16 protein-coding genes and 3 pseudogenes are annotated in these 19,111 nt (G+C 46.5%); 12 read left to right on the forward strand and 7 right to left on the reverse strand.

The features are described 5' to 3' along the window. The 6 genes from FJQ87_RS09890 to nikR all read right to left on the reverse strand — a co-directional run bounded on the left by FJQ87_RS09890 (position 1) and on the right by nikR (position 6,788). Positions 1-1,749, reverse strand: coding sequence for a NiFe hydrogenase (locus FJQ87_RS09890; RefSeq protein WP_140932490.1), 1,749 nt, complete (start codon positions 1,747-1,749; stop codon positions 1-3). Between the two features lie 167 nt (positions 1,750-1,916). Further along, complete coding sequence (locus tag FJQ87_RS09895; protein WP_140932491.1) at positions 1,917-2,465, reverse strand: HyaD/HybD family hydrogenase maturation endopeptidase; 549 nt, start codon at positions 2,463-2,465, stop codon at positions 1,917-1,919. Between the two features lie 105 nt (positions 2,466-2,570). After that, positions 2,571-3,251, reverse strand: a complete 681-nt coding sequence (gene cybH, locus FJQ87_RS09900; RefSeq protein ID WP_140932492.1) for a Ni/Fe-hydrogenase, b-type cytochrome subunit — start codon at positions 3,249-3,251, stop codon at positions 2,571-2,573. A gap of 13 nt (positions 3,252-3,264) precedes the next feature. After that, entirely contained in the window at positions 3,265-4,968 is a 1,704-nt protein-coding gene (locus FJQ87_RS09905; protein WP_140932493.1) for a nickel-dependent hydrogenase large subunit, read from the reverse strand. Between the two features lie 5 nt (positions 4,969-4,973). Then, complete coding sequence (locus FJQ87_RS09910; protein ID WP_140932494.1) at positions 4,974-6,113, reverse strand: hydrogenase small subunit; 1,140 nt, start codon at positions 6,111-6,113, stop codon at positions 4,974-4,976. A gap of 255 nt (positions 6,114-6,368) precedes the next feature. After that, positions 6,369-6,788 carry a nickel-responsive transcriptional regulator NikR gene (nikR, locus tag FJQ87_RS09915; RefSeq protein ID WP_140932495.1) on the reverse strand — a complete coding sequence of 140 codons (420 nt, stop codon included), beginning with the start codon at positions 6,786-6,788 and terminating at the stop codon, positions 6,369-6,371. Positions 6,789-6,980: 192 nt separating this feature from the next. On the opposite strand from nikR, the gene FJQ87_RS09920 reads away from it, so the two are divergent. From FJQ87_RS09920 to FJQ87_RS09970, 12 genes and pseudogenes are all read left to right on the forward strand, one after another. Next, positions 6,981-8,597, forward strand: coding sequence for an ABC transporter substrate-binding protein (locus FJQ87_RS09920; protein WP_240778684.1), 1,617 nt, complete (start codon positions 6,981-6,983; stop codon positions 8,595-8,597). After that, positions 8,573-9,574, forward strand: coding sequence for an ABC transporter permease (locus FJQ87_RS09925; protein ID WP_240778685.1), 1,002 nt, complete (start codon positions 8,573-8,575; stop codon positions 9,572-9,574). The genes FJQ87_RS09920 and FJQ87_RS09925 overlap by 25 nt, the downstream gene beginning before the upstream one ends. Beyond that, entirely contained in the window at positions 9,574-10,392 is an 819-nt protein-coding gene (locus FJQ87_RS09930; RefSeq protein ID WP_140932496.1) for an ABC transporter permease, read from the forward strand. Before FJQ87_RS09925 ends, FJQ87_RS09930 begins: the two co-directional genes overlap by 1 nt. Next, the gene (locus FJQ87_RS09935) at positions 10,389-11,147 is read left to right on the forward strand and encodes an ATP-binding cassette domain-containing protein (protein WP_240778686.1); all 759 of its coding nucleotides are present in this window, start codon (positions 10,389-10,391) and stop codon (positions 11,145-11,147) included. Before FJQ87_RS09930 ends, FJQ87_RS09935 begins: the two co-directional genes overlap by 4 nt. Next, positions 11,131-11,742 (forward strand): ATP-binding cassette domain-containing protein, encoded by a 612-nt coding sequence (locus FJQ87_RS09940; protein ID WP_140932497.1) that lies wholly within the window; start codon positions 11,131-11,133, stop codon positions 11,740-11,742. The genes FJQ87_RS09935 and FJQ87_RS09940 overlap by 17 nt, the downstream gene beginning before the upstream one ends. A gap of 155 nt (positions 11,743-11,897) precedes the next feature. Further along, positions 11,898-12,327 (forward strand): annotated as a pseudogene (locus FJQ87_RS09945) (transposase); the annotation flags it as partial. A gap of 290 nt (positions 12,328-12,617) precedes the next feature. After that, a pseudogene (locus FJQ87_RS18760) lies at positions 12,618-12,863 on the forward strand (transposase); the annotation flags it as partial. A 100-nt stretch (positions 12,864-12,963) separates the two neighbouring features. After that, on the forward strand, positions 12,964-13,197 hold the full coding sequence (locus FJQ87_RS18765) for a hypothetical protein (protein ID WP_240778687.1): 234 nt from the start codon (positions 12,964-12,966) through the stop codon (positions 13,195-13,197). 428 nt (positions 13,198-13,625) lie between these two features. Next, positions 13,626-13,910 (forward strand): hypothetical protein, encoded by a 285-nt coding sequence (locus tag FJQ87_RS09955; protein WP_140932499.1) that lies wholly within the window; start codon positions 13,626-13,628, stop codon positions 13,908-13,910. 12 nt (positions 13,911-13,922) lie between these two features. Continuing rightward, on the forward strand, positions 13,923-15,485 hold the full coding sequence (locus tag FJQ87_RS09960; protein WP_140932500.1) for an amidohydrolase family protein: 1,563 nt from the start codon (positions 13,923-13,925) through the stop codon (positions 15,483-15,485). 162 nt (positions 15,486-15,647) lie between these two features. Continuing rightward, a pseudogene (locus tag FJQ87_RS09965) lies at positions 15,648-15,851 on the forward strand (transposase); the annotation flags it as partial. A gap of 161 nt (positions 15,852-16,012) precedes the next feature. Further along, positions 16,013-17,215, forward strand: coding sequence for an IS256-like element ISSod4 family transposase (locus tag FJQ87_RS09970; RefSeq protein WP_140932501.1), 1,203 nt, complete (start codon positions 16,013-16,015; stop codon positions 17,213-17,215). 105 nt (positions 17,216-17,320) lie between these two features. On the opposite strand, the gene ptsG is transcribed toward FJQ87_RS09970, so the two are convergent. Beyond that, positions 17,321-19,093: a PTS glucose transporter subunit IIBC gene (ptsG, locus tag FJQ87_RS09975; RefSeq protein WP_140932502.1), complete on the reverse strand. Its 1,773-nt coding sequence runs from the start codon at positions 19,091-19,093 to the stop codon at positions 17,321-17,323. Positions 19,094-19,111: the final 18 nt, after the last annotated feature.

Consider the following 19,111-nt stretch of genomic DNA (forward strand, 5'->3'; position numbering starts at 1 on the left):
TTAGCGGCGACGCTGTTTTAAGTACAAGGCACCGGCGGCGACATTGGCGCCACTAATAGCTAAACGGCGATTCACTAGCAGCGGATAATTTTTACCAATGCGCAGGGCAAGTCGTTGGCATAACAGGTTATTGGCCATTTCATCGCCACTAAGCGCCACGGCATCTACGCCCCATTTTTGATCTAAATGCTCAACCCAATTAGCTAAATAGTCGGCCAGCGAGTCATGAAAACCATAGGCAATTTGGGCGATAGAGTCAGGATCTGCCAATCTAAACGCCATCACAGAGGCTAAGGTTTTACCCCAGTTAATACTTAACCCTTGCTCAGTCGTGACTAGCGGAAAATCAATGCGCGGCGAGTTATTGCTTGGGTGCGATTCGGCGCACGCTTGCAAGGCCGCACTTAAGGTGGCTATGTCGCCATGGCTTAAATTAGCTGTGATATATGGGCTAAGTTTGTCATCTAAATCCAGCAAAATAGCACTCATGGCCATCAGTGCGCTTAAGCTATCGGCTTGCGCTAATTGATAGCGAGCAAGCCTGATTAAGGTCTGCGGGAAATGTTGCTCAAATTTAGCTAATAAGCTTGCGTGCTGCCCTTGCTTGAGTTCAGCTAACAGTTCATCCCCACGACTTGGCAGGCTTGGCAGCGCTAAAAATGGCTGAATATTGGCATCTTTATCTGTGTATACCATTTGGCCATTGCTGCGGGATGAAAAATACAAGCCTAAGGTGTGATGATTTGGCCGCAGGCCATGCTCTAACTTAACCCCCAGCAGCGCCGCTTGTGCTAAGGACTGTGGGCTGGTGACTTGTAAGGCATCCTTAACGCTATTGCTAGCGCAAGGCTTGCAGCTAATGACTTGTTTATGCCAATGGCTGCCTATTCCTTGTGCCCAGGTAGCATCATGGCGTGGCATGGGAGCTGATTCAAACTGGCAAGGGGAATTAGCGCTAATTTCACACCAAGCGCCATCAATCCAAGTTAAGGCTAAGCGCGGCGCGGCGGCGTAAAGATAGACAAAATCTACCCCAAGTTGACGCAAGGCTTCGCTAATAATGATGGTCTCGCGATCATAACCGAAACCTAAGGCGTAAGCAGGCAGCGGCAAGCGCGAATTATCTATAGCACGCGCCTGTATCAAAGGTTTTTCAAGGGCGGATAAGGCTAATACTTGATGGGCCGTCAAGCTAAAAAATTGATGTGTGGTATTAGGGTTACACACTAATATGCTGGGTGCATCTGTATCTTTGGCCATGGCATTTAGGGATAACTGACTGCCATCACTTAAGCGAATGCTATCGCCACTTAATAAGGTGCGGCATAAGTCTTTGACCACTGAGCTATTAAGCTGACTTTGCTGCCACGCTTGCTCGCCACGACATACAGGGCAAGCTAAATGAATATTGCCAAATTCGGCGGCTTGATTATCACCAAAGGCGCTATGGCAGTGCCGGCAATAATCAGGGGTATAGCCCGATATTGCTAAAGCTTGCTTTTGGCCACAGCCTTTATCAATCACAGTGATTTTTGTGGCGGTAAGCCAAGCTGACATTAAAAAATCACCAGCTATATCATCGGCTAGTTGTTCGATGTCGGCTTGATGCCCGCAGGCCTCTAACTGGTAAACATTACCTGTAGCCGCAATGCTGATATCAAGCTGGCCTTTGGCTAAATAGTGATTGGCCATCAGGGCATAAAAGGGCACTGGGCGGCTGCAGGTTAACTCAAATCTGACTGTTTTCATCTGGCCTATGTTACTCATAATGCTTAAAAATGCTGACGGCTAATGCCTTGCGGCAGGTATTTAACCTGGCTTGTATTTAGCGACTATTCACTATTTACGGGCTTAAATTCTAAGGGCTTAAATACTAAAGGCTTAAATTCTACGAGCTTACATTCTTTAGGTTTACATCAATGGCTAATCACATGGCGCTTATAAGCATCTGGGATCAGCTGATTGATATCTATGTTGGCGCGGCGATCACATCGCACGCCTATGGATTGTAAATGCTTGATTAAGCAATTTTCCATCAAAGGAATCGCGGCATAAATTTTTGGGGTTAACCCTAAGTGCATAGGTTCAATCACTGTAGGGGTAATGCCAAGCACCATAGTTTTAGGGCGATCGCCCATCATTTCCATCATGATCAAGGTTTGCAGCATTTCTACTTCATGGGCGCTGCCTTGCCAATCGATTTCTGGCGGCGCTTGGTCAAAATCAAAGAAATACACTTGTCCTGGTGCCACACCTGCGGCATTGACAGTATCAACTACCACCAAGTGATCATACTTAGCTAAGAGTGGTGTTAAACCTTGGGCTAACGTGCCGCCATCCATACAATCAATCTGATGTTCGTCACTGCTTAAGTGGTAGTTTTCACTGATGTAATTGACAAAGTGCACACCCACGCCTTCATCGGCGTACAAAACATTACCTATGCCTAGGACTAATATTTTCATGTAAGTTTCCTCATACCAATCCTTAGGTCGTCAACAATTAACAAGCTCAAGCCTGAGAACAGGATTGAGCTTGTAGGTTTACGACTTAATTAGGATTAGTCAGTGTTAATGCTTGTTATCGCTCGTCGGGTGGTAGTCATAACCTGAGACTATGGAGTCAACCGAGTTATGTTTAAAGCGAATGCCCATCCACACTGCCATATACACATGGATCACCACAAAAATGATGAAAGCCCAAGTGATATAGTGATGCCATACACGCACTTCCGCTAAGCCGCCCATCAGTTGGGTTACCCACATGGCTGGCGTCCAGAGTGCGCCGCCTAAGCCTTCGTGGTACACGTTAGCGTATAACACTAAGCCTGTAACACACATAAAGACAGCTGCTAAAGTAATTCCTAAGTAGACGACAAATTGCAGCGGGCCATAGACACCTGTGTGCGGCTCATGCCCCATCCATAAATAGGATTTAAGCTGACCTATCCAGCGCTTAGCACTGATCACATCTTTAAAAGAACGCCGCTCGATATCGCTCTTACTAAAGAAGAATAGATAGGCGCGGGCCACAGTTATGGCAACCAGTACAAAACCGCAGATAAGGTGGACGACACGGATCCAACCTTGCACTAAAACATCGCTACTACTTGGCATGGCCAAAAATGGCCAAGCGATATAGAAACCTGTGATCACTAAGGCGACAATTGCCAGCGCTCTGAGCCAATGAAATGCCCTGATAGCGCCAGAAAAAATATGCTGCCTGACATATAACACTGTTTGAGTGGTCATAGCTTTCCCCTAGTTACAGTGCGCTCGGGTCGAGGCGAAACTCACTGAGCGATTGCCCTTTATAATCCATGACATGCACTGAGCAGGCCATGCAAGGATCAAACGAGTGGATCACGCGGATAACTTCCAAAGGTTTTTCTGGTTCGGAAATCTTAAGGCCAACGAGCGATGCCTCATAAGGACCGACTTTACCATTGCCATCAATGGGGCCAGCATTCCAAGTCGTAGGTACCACAGCTTGATAGTTTTCGACTAAACCGTCTTTAATGCGGATCCAGTGGCTTAATAAACCGCGCGGCGCTTCTATCATGCCAAAGCCTTGGTACTCTTGGTTTGAGTCCATGGTTGGCTGGATATAAGTGCTTTCGTCGGAATTGATATTAGTCACTAAGGCATCGAAAGTACGCTGGCCATAACGAGTGGCGATTAAGCAATGCAGCATACGAGCGGCGGTGCGGCCTAACGTAGTAAATAAGGCTTCTTTAGGTAAACCTGTGCGCGCTAAGAACTCATCGACTACAGCAACGACTTCCGGCGTGCCTTTGGCATAGTTAACTAAGATCAGCGACAAAGGCCCAACTTCCACAGGCTCACCATGATAGCGCGGTGATTTCACCCAAGAATATTTACCAGCGTCATCCACAGTTGGCAGCTTGCCATAAATGGTATCGCGCTCAATAAACGGCGTGTGCTCAGGAATGGTGGTGCCTTGCCAAGGATGCTGCGGACCACTGGCGCTATACCAAGAGTGAGTCACGTCTTCTTCAATCTTCATCGGGTCGACATTCTCGACTTGAGTCAGATCGCCGTTACGGATTAAGCCTTGCTTGAATAAGAACTCGCCATTGCCAACCTGCATGCTTTCGGTGGCCATAAAGTTACGCACATTAACGCCGCCAAGGACGCTGTCTTCACCTTGGTAGGCCTCTGCCGCCATAATTAAATCAGGGTAATAACAGCGCTCAACAAAGGCTTGCAGATGGGCATGTTTTTGCGCCCATTCTTGTAAGCGCGCAGGGCTTAACATGTCACGCACTGAAGTAATACCGCCCACGACTATGGATTGTGGATGCGGGTTTTTACCACCGAAAATAGCCATCATTTCAGCGGCAATACGTTGTACTTCTAAGGCTTTTAAGTAGTGGCTTAAACCAATTAAGTTTTGCTCAGGCGTAAACTTATAGGTCTTGTTACCCCAATAGGCATTAGCAAAGGGGCCAAGCTTACCTGACGCCACAAAGCCTTTGACTTTTTCTTGAACAGCGCGCAGTTCGCCTTCGCCAGCAGCCATAGGGACATCTGAATATTGCATCGCCACTTGCGCCGCTTTAGCCGGATCAGCGCTTAAGGCTGAAACTACGTCAATCCAGTCCATGCCTGCTAGCAGGTAAAAGTGCACTATGTGATCGTGAATGTGCAGGGCGTCTAGCATCATAGATCGCAAGTATTTCGCGTTTAATGGCACTTGCGCGCCAATAGCGTTTTCAACTGCCATGGTGCCGCATAAATAATGCGAAAAGGTACACACACCGCAAATACGTTGCACTAATAAGCCAACGTCATAAGGCGTGCGGCCTTTAAGAATGATTTCTAAACCGCGAAACAAGGTCGAAGAGGCCCAAGCCTTTTGCACTACATTATTTTCATCGAGTTCGACTTCTATCCGCAGGTGACCTTCGATGCGAGTGATAGGATCGATAACAACACGTTTGCTCATAATCTTTATTTATCCTCGTAGGTGCCTGCAAATAAACTACCAATGGCGTGAGCGCCAATTCCCACTGCTGTAACACCTAAGATCACAGCGCCGACTGTATCTGCGGTAGCATCTAAGCCGTGCAAGAGTTGCCGACCCAGAGGTTTTTCAAAATCGGCCATGTCGTCCCAAAAATTCGGTTCAGAGCAACCAATACAGCCGTGACCGGCGAGCACTGGCCAGCTTGTGTGGGCATTAAAGCGCTCGGTTGGGCAGTTGTTATAGGTGTATGGACCTTTGCAGCCAACCTTGTAGAGGCAGTAACCATCTTTGGCGGCTTGATCGCCAAACTCTTCCACAAATTCACCGGCATCAAAGTGACCACGACGTTCACAGTTATCATGAACGCGTGCGCCATAGGCCCACTTAGGACGATTGAACATATCTAATGCCGGCAATTTACCAAACATTATGTAATACATGAGTGTGCCTGTGATGTTGACTTCACTTGGCGGACAACCGCCAAGGTTGATCACAGGTTTATCAATGACAGCTTGCACACCTTTAGCACCCGTTGGATTGGGGGCTGCAGCTTGCACGCCGCCAAAGGATGAGCAAGTACCGACAGAGATAATTGCTGCAGCACCTGCGGCCGCTTCTTTAATCAAGGCGAGCCCAGTCTTAGCGTGGGGGCCAATGGTTAAAAACGCGCCATTGTTAGCGGTAGGTACGGCGCCTTCAACCGCTAATAAATACTGGCCATGATATTGCTTCATGGCGTGCTCAAGGTTTTCTTCGGCTTGCATACCTGCCGCCGCCATCAGCACTTCTTGGTATTCAAGCGAAATGTAATTAAAAATGAGGGTCGATACATCTGGGGTAGTGGCACGTAGCAGGGATTCACTGCAACCTGTGCATTCCGCCAGATTCAACCAGATGAGCGGTACTCTATCAGCCACTTCAGCGGCTTCTGCCACTAAGGTGCTAAATGGCAGCGGCAGTGCGAGCATAGTCGCAACAGTTGCGCTCCATTTCATAAAGTCACGACGGGTAATGCCATTTTCGGCCAATGTGTCTTGCAGACTTACTGTTTGGCGGGCGGGCAACTGCTTGAGTGCTTCGATGCGAGCTTTACCTAACTCATACAGGGCAGCATGTGTATCCATGGGGTAACCTTATGCTTTTTGTTCGGTTAATGAGCGAAATTTAATTCTCTTAAAATAAGCTTACATAAAGTAAGGGTAAATAATGGTGATCATCGTCGCAATTACGCAACAACTGGTGACCTATATTGATTTGTAAATATTTTTTAGCTGCGGTTCCCCAATGATTTGGCTGGCGTTTGAATTTACTTTATTGGTTAATGAAGTAGTTAATCTGTGCAACTAACAGGTGAAACTTAAGAGTGATGGCAGTTAATGTCAGTCGCTTGCCAATGCTCCCGCTTGGCTAAGGCGCGCGGTTTTTACGCCTTTTAGTGCCATAAGTTGGCTGACGAGTTGATTAAGGCGCTGGGCTTGGCCTTTGATTATGATGGTTTCTAAGCAGTGGTGATGGTCGATATGCACATGGGTAGAGCATAAAATATTGACTAAAGCATCATGCTGAATGGAGATCAGTTTATCGGCTAAACCGCGCTGATGATGATCAAATACTAAGGTCAAGACTCCGACCACATCTTGTTGGCTATTATTCCATTGTTTATCGATTAACCTGTCTCTAAATAAATCCCGTATATATTCCGAGCGAGTTTGATAGCCTTTTTGCTGCTGATCTTGATCCATTTCCGTTAGGAGAGATTGCGGCAAAGAGACTGAAAAGCGGATGGTTTCATCTGACATTAGTATGTCCATGGCTGACAATTTAGCTATTGATACTAACGTAAATGGTGACTGTTTAGGCAGGGCGAAATATGCGATCTCCGTCATAGATTAAGCAATGTTCAGTTTAATTCCCGTGAGCCAAAGCAAAATATACGGCAGTATTACTCAAATTATTTAAGTAATACTGAGCTTGATATGACATGCAAGGGAATGACATCTAGGCTGGCGCAAGGGCTAATGACAGGGCTCATGGCCATGGGCACATTAGTGGCCAGCAGCAGTATCAATGCCACAGATATTGGCGCTACCACTAGCATTCCAGAGCGGTTAGTGCTGTCATTAGGAGCTGAGCCTGATAGTGGTTTTGACCCAATTTTAGGTTGGGGAAAATACAATCATCCATTATTTCAATCAAGCCTTTTTAAGCGCGATGCAGGGCTTAATTTGCAGCCTGACTTAGCCAATCTGTGGCAGTTAAGCGCAGATAAGCTGACGTGGACCATTAATTTGCATGAGCAATTGCAATTTTCGGACGGCTCCCGATTGGATGCTGACGATGTAAAGTTCACCTTCGATACCGCCAAAAATAGCGCTTCAGCCCACGACCTTACCCAGTTGCTTGAGGTTGAAGTGGTAAGCCCCACTGAGCTTAAGTTTCATTTGGCGAGCGCCGACATTAATTTTATTGAACCTTTGACTCATTTGGCTATAGTGCCAAGTGATAGTTATCGCGCCGATTATGGCAGCCATCCCATAGGCTCAGGCCCGTATATGCTAGTGCGCTGGGATAAAGGGCGGCAATTATTAGCTAAGGCTAATCCCTATTACGCGAGGCCTGCGCCGACCTTTGCGCAGCTTGTCATAGTGTTTGCCAATGAAGATAACCGCTTTACCCAAGTACAAGTCGGGCAGCTTGATGTGGCTGCTATCGCGCCAAGATACGCCGCCCATTTGCCTAAAGGCTATAAGTTATGGCGCATGCCAAGCGTTGATAATCGCGGTATTGTCTGGCCTATGCAGCCAAGGCATGAGCTTGCTCATACCGGCGAAGTGCAAGGCAATGATGTCAGTGCCGATGCGGCGATTAGGCAGGCCATTAATCTTGTGGTTGATAGACAAGTGCTAGTGGATCAGTTGCTCGATGGCTATGCGCGCCCCGCTTATTCGATTGCCGATAGCTTGCCTTGGAGCTTACCTGTGAGCTCAGCTAATGATGACGCCACAGCCACTCAAGATCGTTTACAGCAAGCGCAATCCATCCTGAGTGATGCCGGCTGGCAGCTGCGTCAGGGCGTACTAGTCAAAGATATTCAAGGCAAAGCCGTAAACGCCAAGCTGACTTTGCATTATTTAGCGCAAGACAGTGTGCGCGAGCAATTGGCTCTAACGGTGGCGCAAATGGTGGCGCCCCTTGGGATCATCATAGAGCCCAAAGGCGGCAGCTGGGACAGCATAGCGACTAAGATGCATCAAGATCCGGTATTGATGGGCTTTGGCAGTTTAAGTGCGAGCGAAGTGTATTTTACTCATCACAGTCGCTATGGTGGCCAAGATTTTTATAACTCAGGTTTTTACGCCAACCCTAAGGTTGATGCGGCGTTAGACGCGGCGCGCTCAGCCTCATCTTGGACAGCCTCATTGCAAGACTGGCAATTGGCGCAAGGATTAATTAAAGATGATCAACCTTGGACCTGGTTAGTCAATTTAGATCACTTATATGTGACCAAAGAATGCATAGATTTAGGGGAGAAGGCGATTGAGCCCCATGGTCACGGTTGGCCATTAATTAATACCATTAGCCAATGGCACTGGACGTGTCAGCCATGAGTTTGCCAAGGGCGCGTATGGCGCTATTGGCAGCGGCGCGCTTAATGTTAGTCATGGTACTAGTGTTGTTGCTGGTGTGGCTGTTGTTAAGTTTGTCACCTATGGATCCACTGCAGGCTCATTTAGGAGGCAATCTCTTTGGAGTGTCGGCGCCGCAAAAATTGCATTTATTGCAGCAGCTTGGCTTAGATCAATCGGTCGCTGCGCGCTTGCAGGCATGGGGGGCGCAATTATTAGCTGGCGACTTAGGATTTTCGAATCTTTATCATCAAGCTGTGACTGAGGTGATTAGCGAACGCTTGCCTTTGTCCTTGTTGTTGCTTGGTGTTAGCTGGTTAGTGAGTTTAGTTTTAGGTTATGGTTTAGGCCTAGTGTGTGGCCTGTATGAAGGTTCGCGCTTAGATACTTGGCTTGTCAGAATTGCTTGGGTGATGTCGGCCATTCCATCTTTTTGGCTTGGAATGCTAATGATTAGCCTACTGGCCGTGAGTCTGCAATGGCTGCCAGTGTGCTGCGCCGCGCCCATAGGATTAAGTTTTTCAGAGCAAAGCGCTGGGCAAATGCTGCAGCATTTATTGTTGCCCATATTAACTATTTCGTTAGTGCATATGGCGCCGATTATTTTGCACACCCGCGCCAAAGTGATCGATGTGATGGCTAGTGAATATGTAGGCTATTCTGCGCTGCATCAAGACTCGCGCTCATCGATAGTGAGCTTTCATGTGATTAAAAACTCACTGGTTCCTGCCTTGATTTTGCAATGCGCCAGTATTGCTGAACTTTTTGGCGGCTCTATGTTGGCTGAAACCTTATTTTCTTACCCTGGACTTGGACAAGCCTTAGTGAAAGCTGCCTTGGCGCAAGATACCGCCTTGTTTATGGCGGCGACGGTTATTTCTGCTTTGTTAGTGTTTGGCGGTAACGCCCTTGCTAATCTTTTAGCCATTGGCTTAACCGCAGGGGATGAGTCACTGTGATGCTTAGGAGTCAACCGTCTCGCTTGTTCACGCCAAGGTTAGTAGCGGCATTACTGGGGTTTACCTTAGTGTGCTTGTTGGCTTGGTGGTGGCCATTATCTGGCAGCGATCTTAATTTACTCGTTAAGAATCAAGCCCCAAGTTGGCAGTATTGGTTTGGAACCGACTGGCTTGGACGCGATGTCTTTAGTCGCACTCTAAATGCCTTAAAAACTAGTCTTTGGGTTGGTGGCCTTGCTGTGGTGTTAAGCACTAGCTTAGCCTTAGTGCTTGCTATGCTGACCTTAGTCCATGCCTCAGGCCGTTATTTAGTGGACTTGCTGGTGGACGTGATGATGTCGCTGCCGCACTTATTGCTCATGGTATTATTGTCTTTGGCCATAGGTGGCAGTGAACAAGGGTTAATTGTCGCTGTGGCTTTGAGTCATTGGCCTAAGCTTACCCGATTATTGATATTTGAAATGAAAGCCATAGCGGCCACCCCTTATTATCAGTTAGCTCAGCAATTTGGCTGCGGTCAGTGGCAGGTTATTTGGCGCCATATGCTGTCGCATATTTTACCGCAAGTGTTAATAGGTAGCTTATTACTCTTTCCTCATGCCTTAGTGCATATGGCAGCACTTACCTTTTTGGGGTTTGGTTTAGATCCTTTATATCCCACCTTAGGCGGCTTGTTATCTCAAGCCAGTAACTATTTACAGAGTGGCCAATGGTGGCTTGGGCTGTTTCCGGGCTTAGTTTTGCTGTTGGTGTTATTAATCTTGGCCTACATTGCAGATTGTTTGCATCACAGGGTAAGAATTGGGGGCGTGTTATGATAACTACTCAGCTTCAGCCATGGGCTCAGATGGCGCCGCTCATTGTTGATAACTTAACTGTGAGCGCGGTATCAACTCTTGGCCAGCAAGGGGGGAAACGCTTATTAGCGCCAGTGAGTTTGACCTTAACGCGCGGTGAATTAGTCGGCATTATTGGCGAAAGTGGCAGTGGAAAAAGCTTATTAGCTAAGGCATTAATGGGCGAGGCGCCGCCAGGTTATCGCTTAGAAGGACAGGTGAGTTGTGACCAGCAGCAACTGGCCTTAGCCGCGCAAGATAGCCGAGTGCTAGATCCGCTGCGCCGCGTACTGCAGCAATTAAGGCGGCGTTTACCTGCAGGGCACAATGACAGTCACATAGCGGGCGCTGGCCTTGATGCTAAATTATGTCAGTATTTCCCCCATCAATTATCAGGAGGCATGGCAAAACGAGTGCTGTTTGCTCAAGCTCAGTTGCAGCAGCGGCAATGGCTTATCGCTGATGAGCCTTGTACTGGCTTAGATGTTAAGGCCGCCGATAAACTTTATCAGCAACTGCGCGCTTTAGCCGATGATGGCCGCGGCGTGTTAGCCATTAGCCATAATTTGCGTCAATTAGTGAATGTGGCCGATAGGTTAGTGGTGCTTAAATCCGGCCAATTGGTTGAAATTATCCGCCCGCAAGCCATTTTTATGGGGCAGGCGAGCGCTTATACCATGGCGCTGTGGCATGCCTTGCCTGAAAACTGGCGGAGGTTGAATGCCAAAGTCGCTTAATGCCTCAAGGCTAGGTTTGTACAATGGGACGATTTTGTATCGCAACCAGAGTGTGGCATGCCCAAGCGTGAGCTTGACTCGGGGTGAGGTGGTTGGCCTGCGCGGTAATAGCGGCGTTGGTAAATCAAGCTTAGCTCGGGTGCTGGCTGGCATAGAAACCCGCTTTAGCGGTGAGCTTGTGTGCCCTGTGGTGGGCAAAGGTCAAGCCAACCCTGTGCAATGGCTCATTCAGCAGTCTGAGTTAGCTTTTAATCCCAGATTGACTCTAGGGGCGAGCTTAGATGAGGCGTGGCGCGGTCAAGATTATATGGCGCTGCTAGCTGACTTTGAGATAGAGGCCAACTGGCTTACTCGGCGGCCACAGCAATTATCTGGCGGGCAGTTACAGCGGCTCAATTTAGTGCGCGCTTTGCTGCCAAGCACTGAGTATCTCTTGTGTGATGAAATTACAGCTCAGCTTGATATGCTCACTCAGCAGAAAATCTGGCAAAGCTTGATGAGTTTGGCTCAGCGCCGCCAACTGGGATTATTGGTCATCAGCCATGATGATTATTTAATCGATGCTGTATGCCAGCGCCAAATCCACTGGCTATAGCGTCAGATATCGCACGTTGCTGTGGCAAACCACAAAATTTAGTCGATCAAAGTGGCGTTATTAAAATAATCAGTGAACTAATTTGCATTGCCGTGTTCGGATTTCTGGCTCACGTTCTGGGTGGATGAAGCTGCAGTAAAAGTGTGGTACTGCCATGTATCATCCATCAGATCTGTTGCTCACTTAAATATGTTGCGTCAAAGTATCAAAAAACCTTTATGGCAGATCTTAAACTTGTCTATCGCGCCAAGACACTGGAAGCCGCAGCATCTCAGGATGATGTGAAGAAAAAATTGGGTGGACAGTACCCGATAGCCATCAAGTCCTGGAGTAACAAATGGGTGATCCTCTCAGCTTACTTTAAATATCCATACTATATCCGCAAGGCCATTTGCACCACGAATGCTATTGAGGCTGTACACCGGCAATTTAGGACACTCACCAAAACTAAAGGCGATTTCATGAATGAAAATAGCATGCTGAAGTTATTGTGCGCGCATATTTTTCGCCTCGAAAAATGGACCATGTAATCCAAAATTGGGGCCTACGTTATCTCAATTGCCAATAACCTGTTTTGGTGACTAAAAAAGCTTTGTAACCATTTTAGGTTGTACTTAATCTACTGCAGACTTATGGGGTGTTCATATTTCAGCGAGTTGAACAATGGTAAATTCTGGTCTTGTTGTAGCAGGATGGCAATCAGCACCAGAGTTGTAACCCGTTGTTAGCCATCAATAATGTTAAGTTTGCTGTTTCCTGATACAGGAACAAACAGCCAAGAGTGTAAGGTGAATTGGCGTTGTTGCCTAAATAAATGAACCTTCCGTCTCAGATACGATTAGATCCTGTGAATACTACACAGAAACCGCTATTAGATGGGCAAATCCAAGCATCGCATCACCAATTGCTCGGGATATAACAAGGCGTTGACTAACCGGGTCTCACTGACTTTTGGGATAGACGATCAGACAATCAACCTCTGGTGCAGCACTGAACATCATGGTAGTCGAGGTCGGGGATTTCAGTACAGTGACACGGCGATAGAAACCGCCTTGATGCTCAAAGGTTTGTTTAATCTCCCCTTGCGAGCGCTAGAAAGTTTTCTCAACTCAGTGTTTAGTTATCCTAGGCCTTACCAGTTCTTTTGTTTTTTGTAATCGGCATGAGCAGGCATTAAATCATCGTAGTGTTACCAGACGTGTCAGATATCCTTTACTTAGCATGTTAGCTCTTAAAAAACGTAATCAATATCAGACTCGGCATACCGCAGCTTCCTTGTGGCTTGCCGCTGGACAGTTAGGGCATGCAAATACCAGTATATTGTTTCGGGTTTACTCTCGTTATGTTCCGATTTTACTAGGGCAAGATGGCGCAGTATTTGAGCGATTAATTGGTAGTGATTCAGAAGAATGTCATCAAAATGAGTATGACATCCATAATCAACGTTTCCGATGACATTGCATGGGCGAGTTTAGATAGAGAGGTATGGCGAGAAGGCGTTGTGGTCTTTTCATTGCTTGCGTCGAACATTTTTACTGTCACTTTCACCTGACCATATGGCAGGGGTGGCACGGATTACCGACATCAGTTTTAAGTCAATTAGTATTATTTTACCAACTTGCTGCAACGCTGCGATTCTGAACGATCTAGGTATGCTCAAATAGGCTATGGGCGATTAAATGCGGTTCGGCTGTGAATTAGGTTATTTTCCCCATTTTCTGCCACCTAGTTAACACTTACATGGAAATCATACTTTTTGTTGATAAACATAATGTTAAGTAATGCTGGGTGTGGTGTAACATGGCTTGTATTGATTGTTATTGCCTCAATAAGGAAGTTGTCTGTATGTTTAAAAAACTTTATTAGTTGCTTTATGTTCCAGTGTGCTCGGTACTAGTTGGGCACAAACCACTTCTTTGCAGAATTTAGGTGGGCAAATTGCCGATGCCGCTGATGGCACAACGATTTATTTGTCCCGTGAATTTATCACCATGAATCCGCAGCAAAGCACAGCTCAAGCGGTTGCTGTCAAAAATGGTAAATTTATTGCCGTGGGTAGCGAAGCCGAAGTAAGAAAAATCGCCGGTAGCAATGCTAAAATTGATAGCACATTAGCCAATAAAGTCGTCGTTGCTGGCTTTGTTGAGCAGCACGTGCATCCGGTGTAGGCTGCATTAACGATGAACTCTAAGGTGATCTCCATTGAAGACTGGGATGCCATCGATGGATTTTCTCCTGCGGTGCGCGATCCAGCAGGTTATGAAATTCGCCTGAAAGAGGTGCTAGAGGAATTTAACGCCGAGAAAAATGACCCGAATACTCCCTTTATTAGTTGGGGATATCATCACTATATGCACGGCGATAATATGTCTCGGGCTTATCTAGATAAGCTGGCACCTGATTTTCCTGTCATTATTTGGCACCGCTCGTGCCATGAGTTCTTCCTCAACACAGCAGCACTAAAGCTCACCGGCATCACTGAGGCGCAAGTAGCTAAGATGTCTGAGAGTGCCCAAAAGCAGTTAGACTACGCCAAAGGGCATTTTTTCGAGCAAGGTGCGATGGCCGTATTGGGCAACTTGACTCCGTATATGGCAACGCCAGAAAAGTTCAAGCAAGGACTAGAATTTACCGAGAAATACTATCATCGCAACGGCATTACCTTAGCCGCCGAACCTGGCGGATTTTTCTCTAAACCCCTGCAAGATATCATCAACTCGGTGTATGGCGACGATGCCACACCGTTTAATCACCTGTTTATGGCCGATGGTAAAACCTTCGCGGCACGTAACCCAAGCGATGCTGCAGCCTTGATTAAGGACACAGAGCAAGTTATCGACTGGGGAAAAGGTCGTACAGCTTATATGCCTAAACAAGTTAAATTGCTCTCTGATGGAGCAATTTATAGCCAACTGATGATGAAGGACGGATACACAGATGGCCACCACGGTGCTTGGATTATGGATCCGCCAGTCCTTGACTATGCCTTCCAGTCTTATTGGGACGCCGGTTACCAAATTCATGTGCATAACAATGGCGATGCCGGATTGGATGTTTTACTTCAATCACTAGAAAAAGCCGTAGCACGTAACCCACGCCAAGATCATCGAGCTGTGCTGGTGCATTTTGGCTTTGCCCACCCCGAGCAAATCAAGCGCTGGATTTGCTCGGGCGGCATTGTGAGTTCCAACCCGTATTACGTCACCGCGTTGGCAGGTCCGTATGCAAAAATGGGCATTGGCGCAGATCGTGCGCAATTTATCACGCCTAACGCCGAAGTGCTTAAAAATGGCGGCTCGTTATCGTTTCATTCTGATATGCCAATGGCACCGGCTAAACCGCTGCAATTGATGTGGGCGGGTGTTAATCGTCTGACATATGAAGGCGATGTGGCAGGGCCTACACAGAAAGTCTCGGTTGAAGCTGCGCTGAAAGCAATCACTATCAATGCCGCCTATTCTATCCAACAGGAAAAGACAGTCGGCTCAATTGAAGTGGGCAAAGATGCCAATTTGACGATTTTGGAACAGAGTCCCTTCGATGTCGCGCCTACTCAGCTTAAGGAAATCAAAGTCTCGGGAACCATGCTAGAAGGGCGCATGCAACCTGTGGATCAAGCAGCGAAAGTACAGCCCAAAGTAACAGGCAAAGCAGGACTTAACCCTGTGGCAGAGATGAATGAACTCAACGAAGTAGTACACAATAGTTTGTATTCGCAATTGAGTCACAAACATGCTCATTAGCCTTTAACGGCTTAGTCGTAATATGGCATAAACACCCATCTTTATTTATTACTTAAAGATGGGTGAAGGCTAGATGGGCAACGCGCTCTTCTGTTTTGTACCTTGCTCATCGCTGTCACACTTTGCCTTTACCACCCAAAGGACATTTTATTTTGAGACCATATGATCAATAAATTAAGAGTTCGAAATGAGTTTAAAAAATCACATAAATGTTATCCGCAAACATTCAAAGACGAAGCTGTCTTAATGGTGCTAGCACAGGGCTTTAGCATTGCTGAGGCAGCAAAGTCTTTTGGGGCTAGCACAAGCCTGCTTTATAACGGGATGGAAAAACACCAAGCATTGCTACAAGGTATCGCTCTAGAATAATTTGAACGTGATGTGTAGTGGAAGGGAAAGTGCACATAGGTATCTAAGAAACCTCAAGATACGGCCTGCGTATCTTGAGGTTGTTTTACCGTTACTTAACAGGTAGTGTTCATAATTCTGTGTCATTTCAGTAAAATATTCAAAAACAGGAATGACACATGACCCAACCTTTTAACTTCGAACAAGCCCTTAAAGATCTGCAGTCAGGTAAAAGCCTCACAGGTAAAGACAGCATTCTTGGTCCACTGATCAAGCAACTCACTGAAGCGGCTCTCCAGGCTGAGCTTGAGCAGCATTTAGCGCATGATCCTCTGCCTAATCGTAAAAATGGCAAAGCCCCTAAGACCATTAAGCATCCGTCCGGTAACTTTGAGTTAGACACCCCTAGAGACCGCAATGGCACTTTTGAACCTCAGTTGATTAAGAAAAATCAAACTACGCTAACCGATGAAATCGAACGTAAAGTGTTATCGATGTTCAGTATAGGTATGAGCTATCGCGATATTAATCAACATGTTGAAGATATGTATGGGATCAATGTATCTAACGCAACAGTCAGTGCTATCACTGATAAACTCATCCCCGAACTTAAAGCGTGGCAACAGCGCCCATTAGATAGCCATTATCCTATCGTTTGGCTTGATGCGATACATTATAAAGTCAAAGAGGATGGGCGTTACGTCAGTAAAGCCGTTTACACATTGTTAGCGCTTAATATGAAAGGAAAAAAGGAAATTTTAGGGCTTCATTTATCCGAAAATGAAGGCGCTAATTACTGGCTATCCGTACTGACCGATCTTAATAATCGTGGTGTAAAAGATATTCTTATCGCCTGTGTTGACGGCTTGACCGGTTTCCCTGAGGCGATAGCCAGTATCTTCCCTAATACGGAAACACAGCTATGTGTTATCCACCAGATCCGCAACTCAATGAAGTATGTCGCCTCAAAACATCAGAAAGCGTTTATGGCTGATTTAAAGCCTGTGTATCGAGCCGTGAGTAAAGAAGCCGCAGAGATGGCATTGGACGAACTGGAGGCCAAATGGGGTGATGCTTATCCGTTGGTAATCAACTCTTGGCGTCGCAAATGGCATAATTTGTCCCATTATTTTAGGTACCCAGAACATATCAGGAAAGTGATTTACACGACCAATGCCGTTGAGGCGGTACATCGCCAATTTAGAAAGCTCACCAAAACCAAAGGTGCTTTTCCTAATGAAAATAGCTTGTTGAAGCTACTTTATGCAGGCATATTAAACGCCTCAGATAAATGGACCATGCCAATCCACAATTGGAGCCTTTGTTTATCTCAGTTAGCGATTTATTTTGAAGGGCGTTTAGATAGCGTGCTAGAAATTTAAAAATTAGCCTGACACAGAATTTTGAACGCCCTCACTTAACAGCCTAGAGAATAGGCTGTTATTGGCTAGCGCTTGTCGATTTTGACTAGTTGATTTTGCGCGGCATTACTTTGCTAACTTGTTTGCTAAATTGTGTAAGTTCTCATTTAACACGCTGGCTAAACCTGCAGTATTCTTCCCTAAAATCAACTGTACTAAGTTGGGGTTTAATACCAATACGGCTTCAATGCCATGAGCTTGCAGGGCGCTGCTGTCCAATAGACTGGCATCTTGTACTTCTAGTCGCAGACGATTATCGGCAATGGCGCGGCATGAACTCACTTTACCTAATAGCGGCAGAATGGCGAGCGCTTGCTCTCTGTCTTGTGACGAGATATCTAACTTAGTGGTTTCTACCGTGGCAACCGGCGCACTTGCTTGGTATCCACCAGATGCGAGCATTTCATCGATTTCAGTGCGTGACACTTCGGCGATAGTTCCCACAATCGCTTGCACCGCATTGCCAGAAATCAACACGCCACTGGCACCTAACTGTTTCAGTCTGGCTTGATCGACTTTGCTGGTATCGCGCACATCCATGCGTAAGCGAGTAATGCAAGAGTCGACATTGGTTAGGTTTTCAGGTCCACCAAAGGCTTCAATAAAGTTACGCGCTCTTTCTGTTCCTTCGGCTGAGACTGTCTCAACTTCGTTGTCCATACGCCCTGGCGTTTTTAAGTCGAACTTCAAAATTAAGAATCTGAAGACCATGTAATACAGCGCCGCATAAACTAGGCCTAATACTACAAGTAACCAGATTTTTTGTGATTGACCAGATAACACCAGAAAATCAATTAAGCCGTGGGAGAAAGACGTGCCATGCACTATGCCAAACATGTTCACTAACACATAGGCAAGGCCTGCCATCAGTGCGTGCACGATATAAAGTAAAGGTGCAGCAAATAAGAACGCGAATTCAATGGGTTCAGTGATACCCGTTAAGAAGGCGGTTAATGCCGCAGATACCATGATACTACCGACCATGACGCGATTTTCTGGGCGAGCAGTATGCCAAATAGCCATGGCTGCAGCTGGTAAGCCAAACATTTTGAACAAGTAACCGCCGGCCAACTGACCAAAACCATTACCCGCAGCGCGACTCGCTTCATCAGCTTGTAAATAACAGGTCAGAACGCCAGTGGCTGGTTTTCCTAAGCTATCAACACAATTGCCGGCTTCAAAGAAGAAGGGGACATTCCACACATGGTGTAAACCCGCTGGAATTAATGAACGCTCTACCAGACCATAAATACCAAAAGCTAATGTGGGGTTTTGATAGGCGGCCCAATGGGAAAACACTCCGATAGCATTTCCTATCGGTGGCCAAATAAAGGATAAAATGACGCCTGTAAATATTGCCCCAAAGCCAGTAATAATCGGCACACTGCGCTTGCCTGAGAAGAACCCAAGGTAAGACGGCAATTGAATTTTAAAGAAACGATTAAAGGTTGCGGCCGCAATGGCGCCAGCAATCATACCGCCAAACACGCCAACATCTGTGCCAGGTTCAAGCACGCCAATGGTTTTAATCATGATGGCATAGCCGACTAAGGCTGCCATGGCGGCAACACCATCATTTTTAGCAAATCCTAACGCAATACCTATGGCAAACAGTAATCCCATATTACTAAAAATGGCATCGCCAGCTTGCACCATTAACACATTGACGATATCGGGGATGACACTAAATCCCGCGCTGCCTACGCCTAATAGAATACCGGCTACTGGTAACACAGAAACCGGCAACATCACCGATTTGCCTACTTTCTGTAGCATTGAAAATGCGCCGCTCATTATCGCCGTCTTCGGCTTAGCGGCTTGTATTGTTGTAGTTGTCATAATTTAACCTTATAAATT

Source organism: Shewanella sp. SNU WT4 (genome assembly GCF_006494715.1).
Classification (GTDB): Bacteria; Pseudomonadota; Gammaproteobacteria; order Enterobacterales; family Shewanellaceae; genus Shewanella.